The sequence below is a fragment of the Methanomethylovorans hollandica DSM 15978 genome (genome assembly GCF_000328665.1).
Lineage (GTDB): Archaea > Halobacteriota > Methanosarcinia > Methanosarcinales > Methanosarcinaceae > Methanomethylovorans > Methanomethylovorans hollandica.
Genome location: NC_019977.1, coordinates 500,413 through 516,946 on the forward strand (window position 1 = coordinate 500,413; position 16,534 = coordinate 516,946).

Genomic DNA, 16,534 nt, shown 5'->3' on the forward strand with positions numbered 1-16,534 from the left:
GTGTATTATCATGAGCTCAAGCCGTTTTGTTATTACCGTTATAGGTATCGATAGAGTAGGAATAGTAGCTGGCATTACTGCGGTAATGGCCCAGCATAAAGTGAACATAGTGGATATCAGCCAGACCATCATGCAGAATCTCTTTACAATGATCATGCTGGCAGAGATCCAGGAAGAGAACTTCGACTTGTTCGCCTTCCAGAACAGCATGGCAGAAGAAGGCCAAAGGCTGGGTGTGGAGGTCAAAGTACAGCATGAAGATGCCTTCACCTGCATGCACAGGATCTGATAGGTGAAAACATGCTCGTTCATCCCGAAGAGATACTTGAGACCATTCAGATGGTCACCACTGAAAACCTCGATATCCGCACGATCACCATGGGGATCAATCTGCTGGACTGCTGTCACCCGGACATCGATGAGTTCAATGCCAATATCTATGCAAAGATCACAACTTATGCAAAGGACCTTGTACAGGTCACAGATGAGGTTGCACGCCTCTATGGTGTGCCCATTGTCAATAAAAGGATCTCGGTTACTCCTATTGCTATCGTGGCAGCGGCGTGCAAATGCGATGATTACGTATCCATAGCAGAGACCCTGGACAAAGCAGCTTCCAAGGTCGGTGTGAACTTCATAGGCGGTTTCAGCGCCCTGGTACACAAAGGCATTACCCCAGGTGACATGCGGCTCATCAATTCCATTCCCCAGGCCCTTGCCACCACAGAGAAGGTATGTTCTTCTATCAACGTAGCAACCACCAATGCCGGAATTAACATGGATGCTGTGGCCTTTATGGGTAATGTGATAAAGCAGACCGCAGCCCTTACAGCAGACCGGGGTGGTATCGGATGCGCCAAACTCGTTGTATTTGCCAACGCCCCTGAGGACAACCCCTTCATGGCAGGAGCATTCCACGGTGTGGGCGAAGCCGACTGCGCAATAAATGTGGGCGTCAGCGGTCCAGGGGTAGTTAATGCCGCGGTCCGTGCTCTTAAGGACCCCACCTTCAATGAGATCGCTGAGACCATTAAGAAAACGGCTTTCAAGATCACGCGCATGGGCGAGAAGGTAGGACGCGAGGTTTCCTCCCGTCTCAATGCACAGTTCGGCGTACTGGACCTTTCCTTAGCCCCCACTCCTGCCGTTGGTGACAGTGTTGCTGCAATACTCGAGGCTATGGGTCTTGAGAGATGCGGTACCCACGGGACCACTGCAGCCCTTGCCATGCTTAACGATGCTGTGAAGAAAGGAGGCTCTATGGCCTCTTCATCTGTAGGCGGTTTAAGTGGTGCCTTCATTCCTGTCAGTGAGGATGCAGGCATGATCCGCGCTGTGCAGGATGGTTCCCTTACTCTGGAAAAGCTTGAGGCTATGACCAGTGTATGCTCAGTAGGTCTTGACATGATAGCTGTGCCGGGGGATACCCCGGTTTCTACGATATCTGCCATCATAGCAGATGAAATGGCGATAGGTATGATCAACTGTAAGACCACAGCAGTGCGGCTGATACCTGCACCTGGTAAACAGGTAGGTGACGAGGTAGAGTTCGGCGGTTTGCTGGGACGAGCACCTGTAATGCCAGTTAACCGCTTCAGTTCGGAGAAATTCATTTCCAGAGGCGGGAAGATACCAGCTCCTATACAGGCTCTTAACAACTGATCAGGTAGGTATATACCATGAACATTACAATGATAGGCATGCCAGGGTCAGGAAAAACTTCCATAGGCCGGGAAGTTGCCCGTATACTGGAGTGTGACTTTGTGGATATCGATCAGCTGGTCCGAAAAAAGGCAGGGCTTTCTCTTCAGGATATTATAGATACCGAAGGAGATGAAGCTCTGGTAAAGATGGAAGAGAAAATTGTTGTTGGCCTTAAAATCAACGATCGCATGGTCATCTCTCCCGGGGGCAGCATAGTTTATTCCGACAAGGCAATGAACTACCTGAAAGAAAAGACCATCATCATATTCCTGCACACCCCCCTTTCAAGGGTCAAACAGCAAATAAACAATCAAGACTCGCGGGGTATCGTAGGTTTAAAAGGCCGAAGCTTTGAGATCCTTTTTGCCGAGAGGTTCCCTCTCTATCAGAAATATGCTGACATGAGCATTGATATAGGCGACAGGGATACTATCAGTTCGGTAGCCGCTAAAATAGTGGAAGCAGTCCGTTATGTACCGGAAAAGTGACTTTTTGTTCTTTTTCTTAGATATTTCTGAAATTCCCTTATACAGGTTTGATAATCGGGCTTCATCTGCTTTGTGTTAGCAAATATTTTATGAATCTCTACATTAGTGCTGATCAAAATTCTGTTTTTTATCCGGACGTTTTTCATTGCTATTATTTTTAAAAAAGTTATTACCACCAGCTATATATATCAAAATACAGAATCAAAAGTGTTACGAAAATGCAAGATATTCATACTTTAATATTATTGGAGGAATAATATGCATATACCTGATTCATTTATACCCCTCTCCCAAGCCATTATTTACTGGATAATAGCTTTGCCTTTTATTTTTATGTCCATCAGATGGGCAGGAAAAGAAATGGATGACACGAAAGTTCCCATACTTGCTGCCCTTGCAGCCGGTATATTTGCCATTCAGGCCCTGAACATCCCTATAGGTATGGGTACCAGTGGCCATATGGTAGGAGCCACATTAGTTGCGATCATATTCGCAAGTCCCTGGGCTGGCGTACTTGTGCTGACTCTTGTCCTGCTGGTACAGGGTTTCGTGTTTGCTGACGGTGGTATCACTACTATGGGTGCCAACATCCTTAATATGGGTGTTATTTCAGGGTTCGTAGGCTACTATACGTTCTCTGTTCTCATGAATTCCAGGCTAAACCTGCAGATATCTTCTTTTGTAGGTGCATGGCTTGGTCTGCTGGTATCGGCTCTTGCATGTGCGGTACAGATGTACCTTGCTGGTACCTTTCCCTTGGTGCCAGGTCTGATCGCCATGGGTACTTATCACTTTATTATAGGCCTTATAGGCGAAGGTCTCATCACTGCGGTTGCAATTAGTGCAATTGCAAGCTCAAGACCTGACCTCCTGGAGAACAAGTCACTTGCAAGAGGTGTAAAAACATGAGCAGCAATTCAACTACCAGCAGCAGATCCAACATGAAGTTCCTCTATGCGGGCATAGTCATAGCCCTTTTACTTGCTGTGGTTGCTCCTTTCCTCGCATCTCCTTATCCGGATGGATTGGAAAGTGCAGCAACAGGTGTTATAAATGAGGAGAAGCTTGCAGAGATGGAAGAAGCAGGATCTGTTTTTTCCTCCCCAATGTCCGATTATGGTATAGAGGGAATGGGTAAATCCGGTGAAGTAGCTGCTATCGTTATTGGCACTCTGCTTGTCCTTGCCATAAGTTATGGCCTGGGCAAGATCATCAAGAAGTGAAGTTTCTTATTCTTCTTCTTTTTTCGGCTCTGTAGAAATCTACTTCAGTTTTTATTAACATCGGTTTTCTACAGAGCCATAGAGCCAAACATTTTATATAACGATAGTATACAAAATATATACATGCAGCTTTTCCAATCGTATACGTTCACCTGGTGGCAAATAGGGATATTCAAGCTTGCACTTCTCTCCATCGGCGTTGCTATTGGTGCTTACTGGAACGAATTTTTCATTGGTTACTTGATCGCTTTAATTGTGATTGCAGTGATCACAAGTGCATACATAGCATACATATCCCTGAAACAGACTGATCGGAACAGTTGACACAGTCTCTCAAAAGGATTACTTATACTTTTTATAGATAATGGAAAAAGTTTAAAATTTGGAATATTACAGATTGTGTTGCATAATGTTAGTATATAATTCGAATTCTAATCCATAATACTGATTTCGATAGGTCTTATACAGAACCCAAAGATCCCAGATAGAATGGATGTTAGTCTTTCCCATTCAATTCATCATTTTGTTTCATTTTTAGTGCCAGCCGTTGTAGATAGAAGGCCACTGGGAATCCCAGGATACTGGGTATCCAGAAAGATACAATGCGGTAGATCAATATCACCACTACAGTGATAGGAATTGGCACCCCCATGACATTATAAAGTGCAGCCATCGACCCTTCTACTATCCCTACTCCACCCGGAATCAAAAAAGCCATCTTTCCAAAAAGAATGGGCAGACCATAACCAGCAAGTAATATGCCAATGCTAACTTTGTACCCGGCTGCCAGGAATATCAAGTATAGTGTCATTATGTCAAAGCCTATGCTTAAAGCCGAGCCAAGAGCTGGTTGTTTCCAGCCATCCTCTTTTAACCTGTCCAACGAATCAAACAGACGCTGGAGTGTCTCGGATGAAGTGGAAGTATGTGTTTTTCTTTTCAAATTATCCCATGAGATGGAAACTTTGCTCACTACTGAGATGAGCTGCACACGGTGGGCATTTCCCCAGAGAACGATGATAATAAAAGCTCCAATAAATATCAGTATCAGGGTGAAGGCAATTATTTGTGCTTTTGAGAGTTCATGCATTATCAACAGATATGCGACTCCAAGAAAAGCTACAAACAAAAGTATTGCATTGTTAAATGCTGTAGGCAAAGTTCCTGCCTGAACTGCCCCGTGCCGATTCACACCCAGAGCACGAGTCCAGTGATATGTGGCTGCTGAGTTTCCCAGTGTGCCTCCGGCTATCAATCCAATACTGGAAGCGGCTAGTGCTATCAACGTTCCCCATAATATGGAAAGTTCCTGTCGTGCGATCGCTACACATGCTCTTAGAAGATAACCGTATTCTAGATAGCTGGCTATCTGGGCCACAACGGCCAGCATAAAGATCCATCTATTCATTGAACTGATGACTTTGAGAGAGTTTTCTAAAGCTGTAAGTTGTGGTAAGATAAGATGCACTGCAAGACCTAATAGCAGCAGTTCCAAAAGGTAGTGGCCAGCTTGTAAAGTAAGAGGGGGAAATAAATCTTGCATAGGGCTGCCGTTTTTTTCTTTGGAGGCCATATTGATTACCTTGACTCTGTTTATTCAGGAAATAAATCAAATTTTAATCTTTTTTTACTTCAATTTTCGTTTTAGGCAATTAACCTCATCTGCGTGAACATCTTTGCCACTTTGTCAGAGAGCTGTTTCAGGCTTAGACTTCCTGCTATTCTTGCGAAACAATTTCTACTTCGTTTCTATTATCATCTTCAGCAGCCATCTCACTCATCGTTAAAAAATTATACCCTTTAGTCTTGAAATGCATTATAACCGCAGACAGGCTTTTCAGTGCAAACTTTCCTGTGTTGAATTTACAGTCCCATCTGATAGGACTATGAGACATATCTACGAACTCCCAGGGATGTACGAACAATACTGGATCATGCATGTTATCAAGTATAGGGAGAATAATAGGAAGTGGGAGGCGCAGGAAGGAAGAGGTTATTGATGCAGGTATTCTTGTAATATCCCCTATCATGTAAGGCTTTCCAGGAAACGGAGGCTTGTATTTTGCAATGGAAGAATCTATTTTAAAGCCATTCCCCTGGAGTATATCCACATATTCCTGTGGGAATTTGAGATTTGGTGCCCTGAATGATACTATTGAAGGGCCGAGATCCTCAAGTATTTCTTTTGCCTTAACAATTGCAATACCTGCCTGTTCCTTATTCACTCTGTCAAACCTTTCGTGGGCATAACCATGACATCCAAGTTCATGTCCATCTTCAGGTATCCGCTCAATGGCTTCAGGATAAAGCTCGGCAACTTTTCCGGTAGTGAAAAACGTAGTTTTTATCTCTTTGTTCCAGAATAGTTCCATCAGTCTGGGAAGACCTTCTTCGATTCCACGCATAGTTTCAAGAAAAGGTGGACAATCCTGTTCCACATCAATTGTGATAGCAATTCTTTTCATGGATCACCTGGGTATACACATTAATTACCTTTCTGGCTATATCAGGCCATTCATATTTTTTAAGCTCTTCATGAGCATTGTCAGATAATTTTGTTCTAAGCTCAGGTTCATCAATCAGTTTTACTATATATTTTATCAGTTCCTCTTTGTTCTCTGCAAGAAAACCTGTTTTTTCATGAGTAATAATATCCGAAGTCCCACTGTTGTTTCTTGCTATCACCGGCACCATCTTTGCAAAAGCTTCCAAGATAGCAATGCCGAAAGCTTCATCTTTTGAAGGCATGAGAAAGATATCCGAATTGCCAAGAAGATAGAAAACCGTTTTTCTAGAAACCTCACCTGTAAATATAAAATTCAGTTCCATGTTCTGTTTTTTCACCTGCTTCTCAAGCTTATCTTTTAAAGGCCCGTCGCCAACCATCATAAAAAGGAGGTTTTGATGCGCTTCTATGAGTGAAGGCGCAATTTCAACTATAGAATCCACTCCTTTTTTCTTTGTCATTCTGGAAACATTGGTCACCACGATCCTTCCCTTCTTTTCCAGTTCAATTGGCATGTCGGCTCCATCCGAAGACAATATGTCAATCCCGTTGGGTATCAAGTATACTGGCTTATTTGACATAATTCTAGTATCTTTTACCACAGCAGAACTCACAGCTATAATAGCATCCGGGTATCTGAGGAAGATCTTACCTGCCAGGTGAAGAGGGATACGGATGAGCCCTTTTTCTGCGAGGGAGTGATTGGTTATTACAGCAGGTATATTGATGATGCGTGATATCATAAGTGAAGAGATCGCAAGTGGAGAATCCAATCCATGTGCATGGATAATGTCATATTCTCCATTTTTTATTATGTCGTAGAGTTCTTTATAGGCTCCGGGAGACAGAAAACGTTTTGTAAGTTCTCTTTCCCTCAATCTTATTACTGTAACTTCTTTTATAGGAGCAAAAGACTGAAGTTGGTCATATCTTCTGGTTATGATATGCACTTCATGTCCCTGGGCTACAAAGTTCCTGGCAAGTGAATCAATTGCATATTCTATACCTCCTATTTTTGGATAATACCAATCGCTTACGAGTGCGATCTTGAATTTCTCCAGAGTTTAAAACCTCCAAATTTGACCAGGAATATAGAACCAATTAGACTTGCTAAAATATAAGAAATAAACCTTTCTATTACAACGATTCCCGCGGCTGGAGCCACGGATATTCCAAAGAAGCTCAGTGCCGCTATTAGACCACCTTCCACGACCCCTAAACCTCCCGTTGTAAGGGGTATGGACCCCAATATCATGTAGAGAAGAGATATCAGTACAATGACTTTGAAAGGCAACTGTAAACCTAAAGATAATGTAATGAACTTAAACCTGAAGATATCTAGCACCCATACACTACTGGATAGAAACAATGTTGGGTAAAAGACTGTTTTAAGTTTGGAGCAATATTTTTTAGAACCTTCTATGTAATTGTATATCTTATGTCTTAGCAGATATGCCAGGAATACCAGAACAAAAGGTATAGCTGCTAGATAGGCCATGTTTGAGAGCAATGGATGAATGTTCTGGATGAAAGGCAGTACGGTATAGATTACATAAATCATCATCACTAATACAGGTATTGCTTCTACTGATCTTTCGAAAAGTATTGATATAAAAGCATCCGAATACTTGACTCCAAAATCCTTTTTGACCCAGAACATCCTCAAAGGTTCGCCTCCGGCTCTGTTCGCGGGTGTAAGGTTGTTAATAGGAATAGCACCGAATATCACAGGAAATAACTGTGTAGTTTTTAAATCATATCCCAATGCATTGAGAACGATTTTCCATCTTTCAGCAAAAATGTATACACTTAACAAATAAAGGGCTAGTGCAATGATTACATCTTTTATATTTGCATTTTCTAGATTATGGAATAATACTGCAGCCTCAGGTAGGAGTTCATTTCTGTAATTGAATATGAGTACAATTAATAGTAATAGAATTATGAATTTGAACATCCTCTTGTAGTTATTCATCCAGTCCTCTTTACAAAAATGCCAATAGTAAATCTAGTACGCTTGTTTATTATTGTAATTATATCTAATCACTCTGGATTGTGGGATTTCAGACGGTTTTTAAATAGCTCTTAACCTCCTACACTGATGTATGGCCCTCTATAGTTATCTTGGGATTGTATTATATTAGTTGGGGAACATAACCTTTTGTTAATCTTACAATATTCTTCAAGTATGAACAATCACACTCTCCCATTTTGGAGTTTTAAGACTTCAGAGATGCTTCAAAAACTTGAAGCAACATCTAAAGGCTTGACCAGTGAGCAAGCTCAGCGGCGCCTGTCGCTTTATGGTGCCAACCTATTGAAGCCTTCAAAAAGGTCTGACTCTTTAACGATCCTGCTTGGTCAATTCAGAAGCCCTATTATACTCATCCTTCTCTTTGCAGCCGGATTGTCGTTCTTCCTTCATGATCCAGCAGATGCTCTAATCATTTTTATTATTGTACTGATCAGCGGTCTTCTGGGTTTCTGGCAGGAAAAAGGTGCAGCAAACGTTTTTGAGAAATTGGTTGCTACCGTACAAATAAAATCTACAGTTTTCCGTGATGGGAAAGAAACAGAGGTGCCAGTGGGTGGGATAGTACCTGGCGATATTGTGGTCATAAATGCTGGAGATATAATACCTGCTGACTGTCTTATACTGGAATCGAGAGATCTGTTTGTCAATGAAGCTACCCTTACAGGTGAAACTTTTCCAGTAGAAAAAGATGTAAAGGTATTGGAAGCAGGAACTCCTCTTGGCCAACGTGTGAACTCTCTGTGGATGGGAACGAATGTAGTCAGTGGAAGTGCAAATGTGCTGGTTGTGCACACTGGCAAGGAAACGGAGTTCGGTGAAATTTCCGAAAGACTGAAACTAAGGCCGGATGAAACAGAATTTGAAAAAGGTGTCATGAGATTTGGCTATTTCCTTATGGAAGTTACCCTTCTAATGGTCATATCTATATTTGCAATAAATGTTTATCTGGCGCGTCCTATTCTGGATTCCTTTCTATTTTCACTAGCTCTTGCTGTGGGGCTGACTCCACAATTATTACCAGCTATCATCAGCGTTAATCTGTCCCATGGAGCTAAGCGCATGGCGCACAGGAAGGTCATAGTCAAAAAACTTTCCTCCATTGAGAATTTGGGTAGTATGAATTTGTTATGTTGCGATAAGACCGGAACATTGACCTCAGGGGTACTAAAAGTACACTCAGCTTGTGATATAGCTGGCCATGAAAGTGACAAGGTTCTCTTATATGCTTATCTCAATGCCTATTATCAAACTGGTTTCGATAATCCTATTGATCAGGCTATCATTGCTGCACGCCAGTTCGACCTTGCTGGCTATCAGAAGCTTGATGAAGTGCCATATGATTTTATCCGTAAGCGTTTGAGTGTGCTGTTCACAAAGGACGGTACACATCATATGGTCACCAAAGGTGCACTTGGGAACATACTTGAAGTCTGTTCCTCGGCTGAAGTTGTTGATGGCAGCATTGTGGAGATCTCGGAGGTACGTAGCGAACTTCAACAAAAGTTTGAACAATTTAGTAATAAGGGTCTGCGAACACTGGGTCTTGCTTATAGGAATTTGGGTTCAGAGTCAGTTATTAGTAAAGACAGTGAAGCTGAAATGACATTTTTGGGATTCATATTCCTTTTTGATCCACCAAAACCTAACATCACTGAAACCATTAAGAGCATGGAACAGCTTGGCGTTGAATTGAAGTTGATTACGGGGGATAATAAGCTGGTAGCAGGTAATGTCGGCCAGCAAATTGGATTGTCAAGCTCTAAGATTGTTACTGGCACTGAACTTCGGCAAATGAGCGATGAAGCTCTTCTCAAGCAGGTCAATAGTGTAAATATCTTTGTTGAGGTAGATCCTAATCAGAAAGAGCGTATCATTCTTGCTCTACGGAAAAATGGAAATGTTGTGGGGTATATTGGTGACGGTATTAATGACGCTTCTGCACTCCATGCCGCAGATGTTGGAATATCCGTGGATAGTGCTGTTGATGTTGCTAAAGAAGCAGCGGATATTGTTCTTCTTGAAAAGGACCTTGGTGTTCTCGTTGAAGGTGTGAAAGAAGGACGGGTGACTTTTGCCAACACTCTGAAATATGTATTCATGGCTACGAGTGCAAATTTCGGGAATATGTTTAGCATGGCGGGAATATCCGTTTTTCTTCCTTTTCTCCCTTTATTGCCAAAGCAGATCCTTCTCATCAATCTATTAACCGATCTTCCTGAAATGACCATTGCTACTGATAGCGTAGATATTGAAATGGTAAAATTTCCACGGCGCTGGGATGTTGCTTTCATTCGTAAGTTCATGTTAACATTTGGGTTTGTAAGTTCGGTATTCGATTATCTTACTTTTGGCGTACTTTTGTTGTTATTACCGGGGATGACAGATCAGTTCAGAACAGGCTGGTTTTTAGAGTCAGTCATTTCCGCCTCACTGATCGTGCTTGTCATTAGAAGTCGCAAGCCTTTCTTCAAGAGCAAACCAGGGAAATATCTGTCTATTGCCACACTTCTGACGATTGTAACTGCGTTGCTGTTCCCCATTACTCCCTTAGCGGGACTCTTTAATTTTGAACCACTATCCTTTTCCACGATATTTATACTCGGAATTGTTGTGTTCTTATATATCGTAACAGCAGAAGTGATGAAAAGTTTCTTTTACAGTAGGGTAAAATAAAAGGCAGAAACGTGAAAACAAAGTGTCAAATATTCTCTTTTACCAATGAAAGGAGTTGTTGTCGTAGAATAATTAGCTAGACATGGTAACAAGATGAGAAGAAATGGTCTGATATTGCAACGGCTCTGGTGGAGCTTGTTTAGAATTAGCCAGAGAATGCGAAGATATTGATTAAAAGTGTTTGAGATATTCCCTTTCTTTTTTTGATGGTACTGCCAAATGTGAATAATACAGGGCTTCAAATCAATTTACTTTCGGAAATACTTATTTGCTGGGATATAAGTTTCTTAGAACAATTTTTTTCTCAACATAACCACAGATAACACAACTGAGACCCACGTCGAGATCATGAAAATGATTAGAAAAGCATGAGGATTATTTCCAAAGGGTACATCTACATTCATACCAAAAAAACTTGCGACCATCGTTGGAATTGATATAATTATTGTAATAGATGTTAGAAATTTCATAACCATATTTAGATTATTAGATATTACTGACGCATAAGCATCCATTGTTCCAGTTAAGATGTTACTATAAATATTAGCCATTTCGATAGCCTGCTTATTTTCGATAATGACATCTTCAAGTAATTCGATATCATCCGGGTACATCTTGATGAGATTGGCTTTATGGATCTTCTCAAGTACTATTTCATTGCCTTTTAATGATGTGGAGAAATAAACAAGGCTTTTTTCAAGTTCTAACAGCTGGATCAATTCTTCATTTTTTAGAGATTTGTGCAGCTTGCTCTCGATAACATCACTTGTTTTGTCAATGTTTCTAAGATATTGGAGGTAATCCCTGGAGCTTCGGTATAGTATTTGTAGTAAGAAGCGTGTTTTTTTGGAGGTGTGGAATGATTTGACTTTGTTCTCTAAAAATCTTGTTATGACGGAGTTTTCTCTAAGGGAGACAGTGACAACGTTGTCATTATTGATTATAACTCCAAGTGGAATTGTATAATATATTCCTTTTTTTGATGTATCTTTGCTTGCAACAGGAATATCTATCAACACAACGGTACACTCTTCGTCCACTTCAATTCTGGCACGTTCCTCTTCATCCAAAGCAGCTTTAAGATGTTCAAGAGGAATTTTCAGATTTTCAGAAATAGTAGTAATTTCATCTTCAGTGGGATTTACAAGATTTATCCATGATCCTTTTTCAACTTTATCGAGACTAATTATCTCATTTTCCATTGACTTGTAAATATTAAGCATGAAAGTCTCCTTACATTATAAAGAAGAAAGTTACTTCCGTCTTACTCTGTATTATAGTATTAGTTATTATATAATTTAACACTTATATTAAGTCACATCAATACATATATTCTTTTCTTTAGAAACAATCTGTCAGTGGCTATAAGACTCCTGCTAAATGTAAGACTTGCAGTGAACTTGATATCTGCAAGTTGAGTAGCATGAGGTTTGTGGATATAGGTGAGTACAAGCAATAAGTTGTAATGTTAGTGTTCACTTTCATATGGAAATTTTATTCAGCCGATGACACAAATAGAGGCTGGTGGAAAAATCCCATTTTTTCATTTCCAATGATTTTCCCGACAAGGATACTTCTGTATATTGTAGTAGACCTTATTATGATTAATTTAGTAGTATTGTAATTGCATCAAAATTTGCCATTAAGTCTTGTCTTTCTTCTAACTCTCATTTAAATAGTATTATCAGTTCGAGCTATGGCATTTTGGGTTCCCGTATATAAACTAAAATGGTAAATTGGTCTACAAATTTAGTCCTTAGTTATTGATGGCCTTTTGAAGATCGGAGAGATGGGAGGCATTAGTTTAAAATCAAAAGTAAAAATATGTATAAATGGCTTATTAAGAATGTCCGGTTCCATTTAAACAATACCATTCATCTCAAATGTATCAGTCATGTATCCATGAGAAAGTTGTCATATAAGGAACAAGTGCATATATGCCCCTATAATAAAATTTACCACCCACAAAATTAAAAGAATCTGCATGTTTGATTTCCTTTTCCAATTTCTTTTGAGTTTCCAATCTCGTCTATTGATCACAAATATAAATCCCATGATCAAAATCATGATTCCTATCAAGGAATGTATTAGAACCAGAGGAGAAACTGATTGAGAGACTATGCGGGTTCTTGTGAAATAGATCATATAAGGAACAGACAATGCTACCAGCACATATGCTGATGTAGATATTATATCATGTTTTTTGAATTTCTCTTTTATTGACTTGCCTAGTAATAAGGAAAAAAACCCGATATTTATAAGACACACAGCTATTATTTGTAAATCAAAAGAAATAGACATTAATTTGCCAGTGTTTATACCAAACATATTACTAGACGTGTTGCTGGAATTACCAAATTCACTCCAATGAGCTGCAAAATACGCGATGGTCCAAACTAAAAGTATAAAATAAATCACATAAAGAAAAGTAGTGACTGGGCCATGAGATTCAGCTATCACCCCACCAAAATCTTCTGCATGGGAATTTGCATCTTCCAGTGAGTAATGGTCCTGGTTCTTTGCACTCAGCCAGATCAATATTAAACTTGATAGCACGACCAGGATGGTCAGCCATACAAAAGAATTCACGTAGGCTGCATATTCAATTGTGAAGCTCATATTTTCTCACCTTTCTGATTTAGATTATCTTCCGTTAACTGGCCAGGAAGCTCAATCATCCGGTATTTTGCTTCTTCGATATCTACGAATTGCCCTGTTTTGATTCCCCATATCAAAAAACCAAGAAAAATGAGGAATAATAAAAATGCTGTAATGAACAGCGCTAAATTATACTCGTTCATTCACTTCAACTCCTCATGTTTCTTGCAAAGTTATCCTTATAGAGTGGTCCCCACTTGGCATTATAGTCATCTGATGCGGAAAAGTTTTGGACATAGAAGATTGTCCTATATATCTCATCATCACTTAGAGAATACTTCCATGGAGGCATGTTCGTAGTTTCCACTCCTTCCCTTACTTTCCAGACATATTGCCCGTAGTATTCGAAATCACCTCCGGATTCTGTGAAATTAGCGGGCTCTGGATCAATGTATCCTCCTGGAGTCAGAATAGATGCAACACCATCTCCATGGCCCTTCTCACCATGGCACTGGGCGCAATACAGATTAAAGATATTTTGCCCCATCTCAAACTGATCATGTGTTCCATTGATAGGCGGTAAGATGTTAGTCCGGTTAGAGAAGTCAATAGCCTCAGCATCTGAAATGTCACCACTTATTGTTCTTATTGAGCCCGATGCAAAGCTCAATTCGTAAAGATTTATCTTCCATATTTCGGTTTCGTTGACACTCAGCTTCCAGCTTGGCATTGCCGTACCTGGTACACCTTCACTCACTCTCCAGAAATGATAGGATTCACCTAGTTCCGGCATGTAGCTTAATATCCTTTCATGGAGATTAGCAGGCTGGGTCACAACATGTCTTGCATAAGGTCCCTGGGCATTTCCCGAACAACCATGGCAGGCCAGACAGCGTTGTGTATAGGCTTTCTTACCATCTTCAAAGATAGACCCAAACTCCACTCCTGTAGCTTCGTCTCCTGTATATGTCTGATTATCAAAACTATAATTTTGCGTTACAGCCGAGATGTAAGTAGTGTATGGCTGCTGTTTGTCCCGATACTCATACGGTACTTCAGGATGGAATCCCATCACACTAAGATTATATGTTCCAAGGTTTTGAACATATGCAACCAGAGAATCGAGCTCTGTATCGGAAAGGAATCCGAAAGGAGGCATAATTGAACTCGGGCTGGTTGTCCTTGCATCCCGGTCATGAAGATAATGCCATTCTGTAGGCCTCATACCTCCTATCTGTGAAAGATCTGGACCGGTACGCTCTGTTCCTAGTAAATGGGGGGAATCATAATAATAGTCACCTTGTTCGGAAACCCTTCCGATAGCCCAGTCTTGAGGTCTTACGAATTGTGAATGGCAATAGACGCAACCCATTTCTTTGTACAACTCCCTACCGTGTGCCTCCTCTATTGTATAAGGATGTGCAAAGTCCGAAGGAGTCACAGTGTCCAGGTTAAGTGCTGGCATAGCAACGACCATCCAGGTCATCAGCATGAAAAGGCTCATTCCACCCACTACTATTATAGGCATGCTCATAGCATGCTGAGATCTTCTCTGGATATTTGAATGCGGCCTGGAACTTTTCTCATGAGATGTATGGAATCTCTCTTCTTCAACATGAGGCTCCTTTGATCTTGCAAAGGTCATCAGCGTATTGTATGCAAATACATATCCAGCCAACACAACCATTCCACCGCCCATAGCTCTGGCCACATACCAGAACTGCAGAAGTTTTAAAACAGGGGCAACTGTGATGTTCTGGTACCAGGCAGAATTGGCCACAAGCCCTGCTATTGTCATAGCACTGAAGAACAGAATGAAGCCGATAAAAGCGAGCCACCAACTGAGACTCATTAGCCTGTTACTGTATATTTTGGTCCTGGTTATTTTTGGTATCAGCCAGTACATCATTCCTATTGCCAGGAATCCAAAACCTCCAAGTATTGCCAGATGGGCATGTCCGACCGGCCACTGGGAGAAGTGAAGGAAGGAATTAGTTCCCCTCAGTCCTTGGAAACTTCCCTGTATAGAAGTAAGAACATAAAAGATGAATCCTGTTACGACGAACCTGAATGGGATATCCTTTGTGAAGTTATCCCAGGAACCCCGCAGCGTCATTCCGAGGTTGACCATGAATGTTATAACAGGCACTAACATCAAAATGCTCATAACTACTGCAATTGTCTTTACCCACTCGGGTATTGGTGTTTGCAGCAGATGATGGCCTCCTACACCGGTATAGAAGAATGCAATGGTGAAGAAGCTAATCACCGAAAGAAGATGGCTGTACAGGGGCCTGTTTATCATGCGTGGCACTGCATAGTACCAGGTTGCTATTCCCAACGTAGTGAACCAGAGTCCCAGGACATTATGACCGTAGTACCAGTTGAATATCGAATCTGTTATGCCTTCCAAGGATCCCGAAGGAGGTCTCCACATGACATTGCCTATGAAATAGACTATAGGGAACCAGATGAATGTGGCTGTGTAGTACCAGGTTGATACATAGAGTTTTTTCTCGACCCTTCGGCCAAGAGTGGATAGAATGTTGTACAGGATCAGTAGGAGTGTCAGCATTATTAGGACATCTACAGACCAGGGAAGTTCTGCATATTCCCTGCCTTGGGTATCGCCAAAGAACAAGATCAGTATTATTCCTGCCAGGAGGGCAAAGTTCCATAACACGGCAGAAAGCTTGGCCAACCTGGCATTATAGATGGGAGTATTGACAAGTCGTGGGATAGCCCAGAACATTCCGCCTATCAGACCTGAAGAAACGAATCCAAAAAGCACACCGTTCACATGGGCAGGTCTTATCCGTCCAAATGTCAGAAAAGCAGCATCACTTAAAAAATATGGCTGGAAGAACTTAACGGCCAGTATAAAACCGAGAGTGGCAAATATAGGAAACCATATCAGTGACCCCAAAAACCAGTATTTAACAGCATCGTCACCTTCAATAAACCTGTCGGCAATGTTTTCTTCTCTATTACTATTTACTTTAGTTTCATCTTGAGAAGACAATGCATCTTCTTTCTGTATACCGTCTTTATATACCACAATATACAACTCCATTAAAGAATTTGTCTAGGCAGGTTTTAGAAATTAAACCTCCACAGCCTCAATTCCCCATTAAAAGTGGGATGTCCTTCTATTAAAGAATATCTGGCTTTGTAGAAATGCTACTTTTATATAAAGTCGAAATATAGTTCAGTTTTTTGGTGAACTTATGGGTAATCTCACCCACAAACCCAAAGATTGGGCTGCGGGGTAATCTTAATATATGTATCTTTTGTATCCTTTTATAAG

The 16,534-nt window shown here is 41.0% G+C and carries 15 protein-coding genes; 7 read left to right on the top strand and 8 right to left on the bottom strand.

The genetic code is table 11. From position 1 onward, the window contains the following. Positions 1-10: 10 nt before the first annotated feature. The 6 genes from METHO_RS02460 to METHO_RS02485 all read left to right on the top strand — a co-directional run bounded on the left by METHO_RS02460 (position 11) and on the right by METHO_RS02485 (position 3,739). Positions 11-289 (top strand): ACT domain-containing protein, encoded by a 279-nt coding sequence (locus tag METHO_RS02460; protein WP_015323940.1) that lies wholly within the window; start codon positions 11-13, stop codon positions 287-289. Between the two features lie 11 nt (positions 290-300). Beyond that, positions 301-1,662: a PFL family protein gene (locus METHO_RS02465; protein ID WP_015323941.1), complete on the top strand. Its 1,362-nt coding sequence runs from the start codon at positions 301-303 to the stop codon at positions 1,660-1,662. 17 nt (positions 1,663-1,679) lie between these two features. Continuing rightward, positions 1,680-2,192, top strand: coding sequence for a shikimate kinase (locus tag METHO_RS02470; protein WP_015323942.1), 513 nt, complete (start codon positions 1,680-1,682; stop codon positions 2,190-2,192). 258 nt (positions 2,193-2,450) lie between these two features. Then, entirely contained in the window at positions 2,451-3,101 is a 651-nt protein-coding gene (cbiM, locus tag METHO_RS02475; RefSeq protein WP_015323943.1) for a cobalt transporter CbiM, read from the top strand. Further along, a complete protein-coding gene (locus METHO_RS02480) occupies positions 3,098-3,415 on the top strand; it encodes a PDGLE domain-containing protein (protein ID WP_015323944.1) in 318 nt (105 codons plus the stop codon). The genes cbiM and METHO_RS02480 overlap by 4 nt, the downstream gene beginning before the upstream one ends. Before the next feature lie 123 nt (positions 3,416-3,538). Continuing rightward, positions 3,539-3,739, top strand: a complete 201-nt coding sequence (locus METHO_RS02485) for a hypothetical protein (protein ID WP_015323945.1) — start codon at positions 3,539-3,541, stop codon at positions 3,737-3,739. A gap of 172 nt (positions 3,740-3,911) precedes the next feature. Here the strand turns inward: METHO_RS02485 and METHO_RS02490 are convergent, their stop codons facing one another. The 4 genes from METHO_RS02490 to METHO_RS02505 form a co-directional block, all read right to left on the bottom strand. Continuing rightward, the gene (locus tag METHO_RS02490; RefSeq protein ID WP_015323946.1) at positions 3,912-4,988 is read right to left on the bottom strand and encodes a lysylphosphatidylglycerol synthase transmembrane domain-containing protein; all 1,077 of its coding nucleotides are present in this window, start codon (positions 4,986-4,988) and stop codon (positions 3,912-3,914) included. A 145-nt stretch (positions 4,989-5,133) separates the two neighbouring features. Next, on the bottom strand, positions 5,134-5,880 hold the full coding sequence (locus METHO_RS02495; protein WP_015323947.1) for a polysaccharide deacetylase family protein: 747 nt from the start codon (positions 5,878-5,880) through the stop codon (positions 5,134-5,136). Beyond that, on the bottom strand, positions 5,855-6,982 hold the full coding sequence (locus METHO_RS02500) for a glycosyltransferase family 4 protein (RefSeq protein WP_083885716.1): 1,128 nt from the start codon (positions 6,980-6,982) through the stop codon (positions 5,855-5,857). Before METHO_RS02500 ends, METHO_RS02495 begins: the two co-directional genes overlap by 26 nt. Then, a complete protein-coding gene (locus METHO_RS02505; RefSeq protein WP_015323949.1) occupies positions 6,955-7,896 on the bottom strand; it encodes a lysylphosphatidylglycerol synthase transmembrane domain-containing protein in 942 nt (313 codons plus the stop codon). Before METHO_RS02505 ends, METHO_RS02500 begins: the two co-directional genes overlap by 28 nt. A gap of 213 nt (positions 7,897-8,109) precedes the next feature. Between METHO_RS02505 and mgtA the strand changes: the two genes are divergently transcribed. Continuing rightward, on the top strand, positions 8,110-10,629 hold the full coding sequence (gene mgtA / locus METHO_RS02510) for a magnesium-translocating P-type ATPase (protein WP_015323950.1): 2,520 nt from the start codon (positions 8,110-8,112) through the stop codon (positions 10,627-10,629). A gap of 287 nt (positions 10,630-10,916) precedes the next feature. Here mgtA and METHO_RS02515 read toward each other — a convergent pair whose 3' ends face one another. The 4 genes from METHO_RS02515 to METHO_RS02530 form a co-directional block, all read right to left on the bottom strand. Then, positions 10,917-11,831: a magnesium transporter CorA family protein gene (locus tag METHO_RS02515; protein WP_245546322.1), complete on the bottom strand. Its 915-nt coding sequence runs from the start codon at positions 11,829-11,831 to the stop codon at positions 10,917-10,919. Between the two features lie 712 nt (positions 11,832-12,543). Further along, complete coding sequence (locus METHO_RS02520; protein ID WP_015323952.1) at positions 12,544-13,248, bottom strand: hypothetical protein; 705 nt, start codon at positions 13,246-13,248, stop codon at positions 12,544-12,546. Further along, entirely contained in the window at positions 13,245-13,430 is a 186-nt protein-coding gene (gene ccoS, locus METHO_RS02525) for a cbb3-type cytochrome oxidase assembly protein CcoS (RefSeq protein WP_015323953.1), read from the bottom strand. The genes METHO_RS02520 and ccoS overlap by 4 nt, the downstream gene beginning before the upstream one ends. 5 nt (positions 13,431-13,435) lie before the next feature. Continuing rightward, on the bottom strand, positions 13,436-16,285 hold the full coding sequence (locus METHO_RS02530; RefSeq protein ID WP_015323954.1) for a cbb3-type cytochrome c oxidase subunit I: 2,850 nt from the start codon (positions 16,283-16,285) through the stop codon (positions 13,436-13,438). Positions 16,286-16,534: the final 249 nt, after the last annotated feature.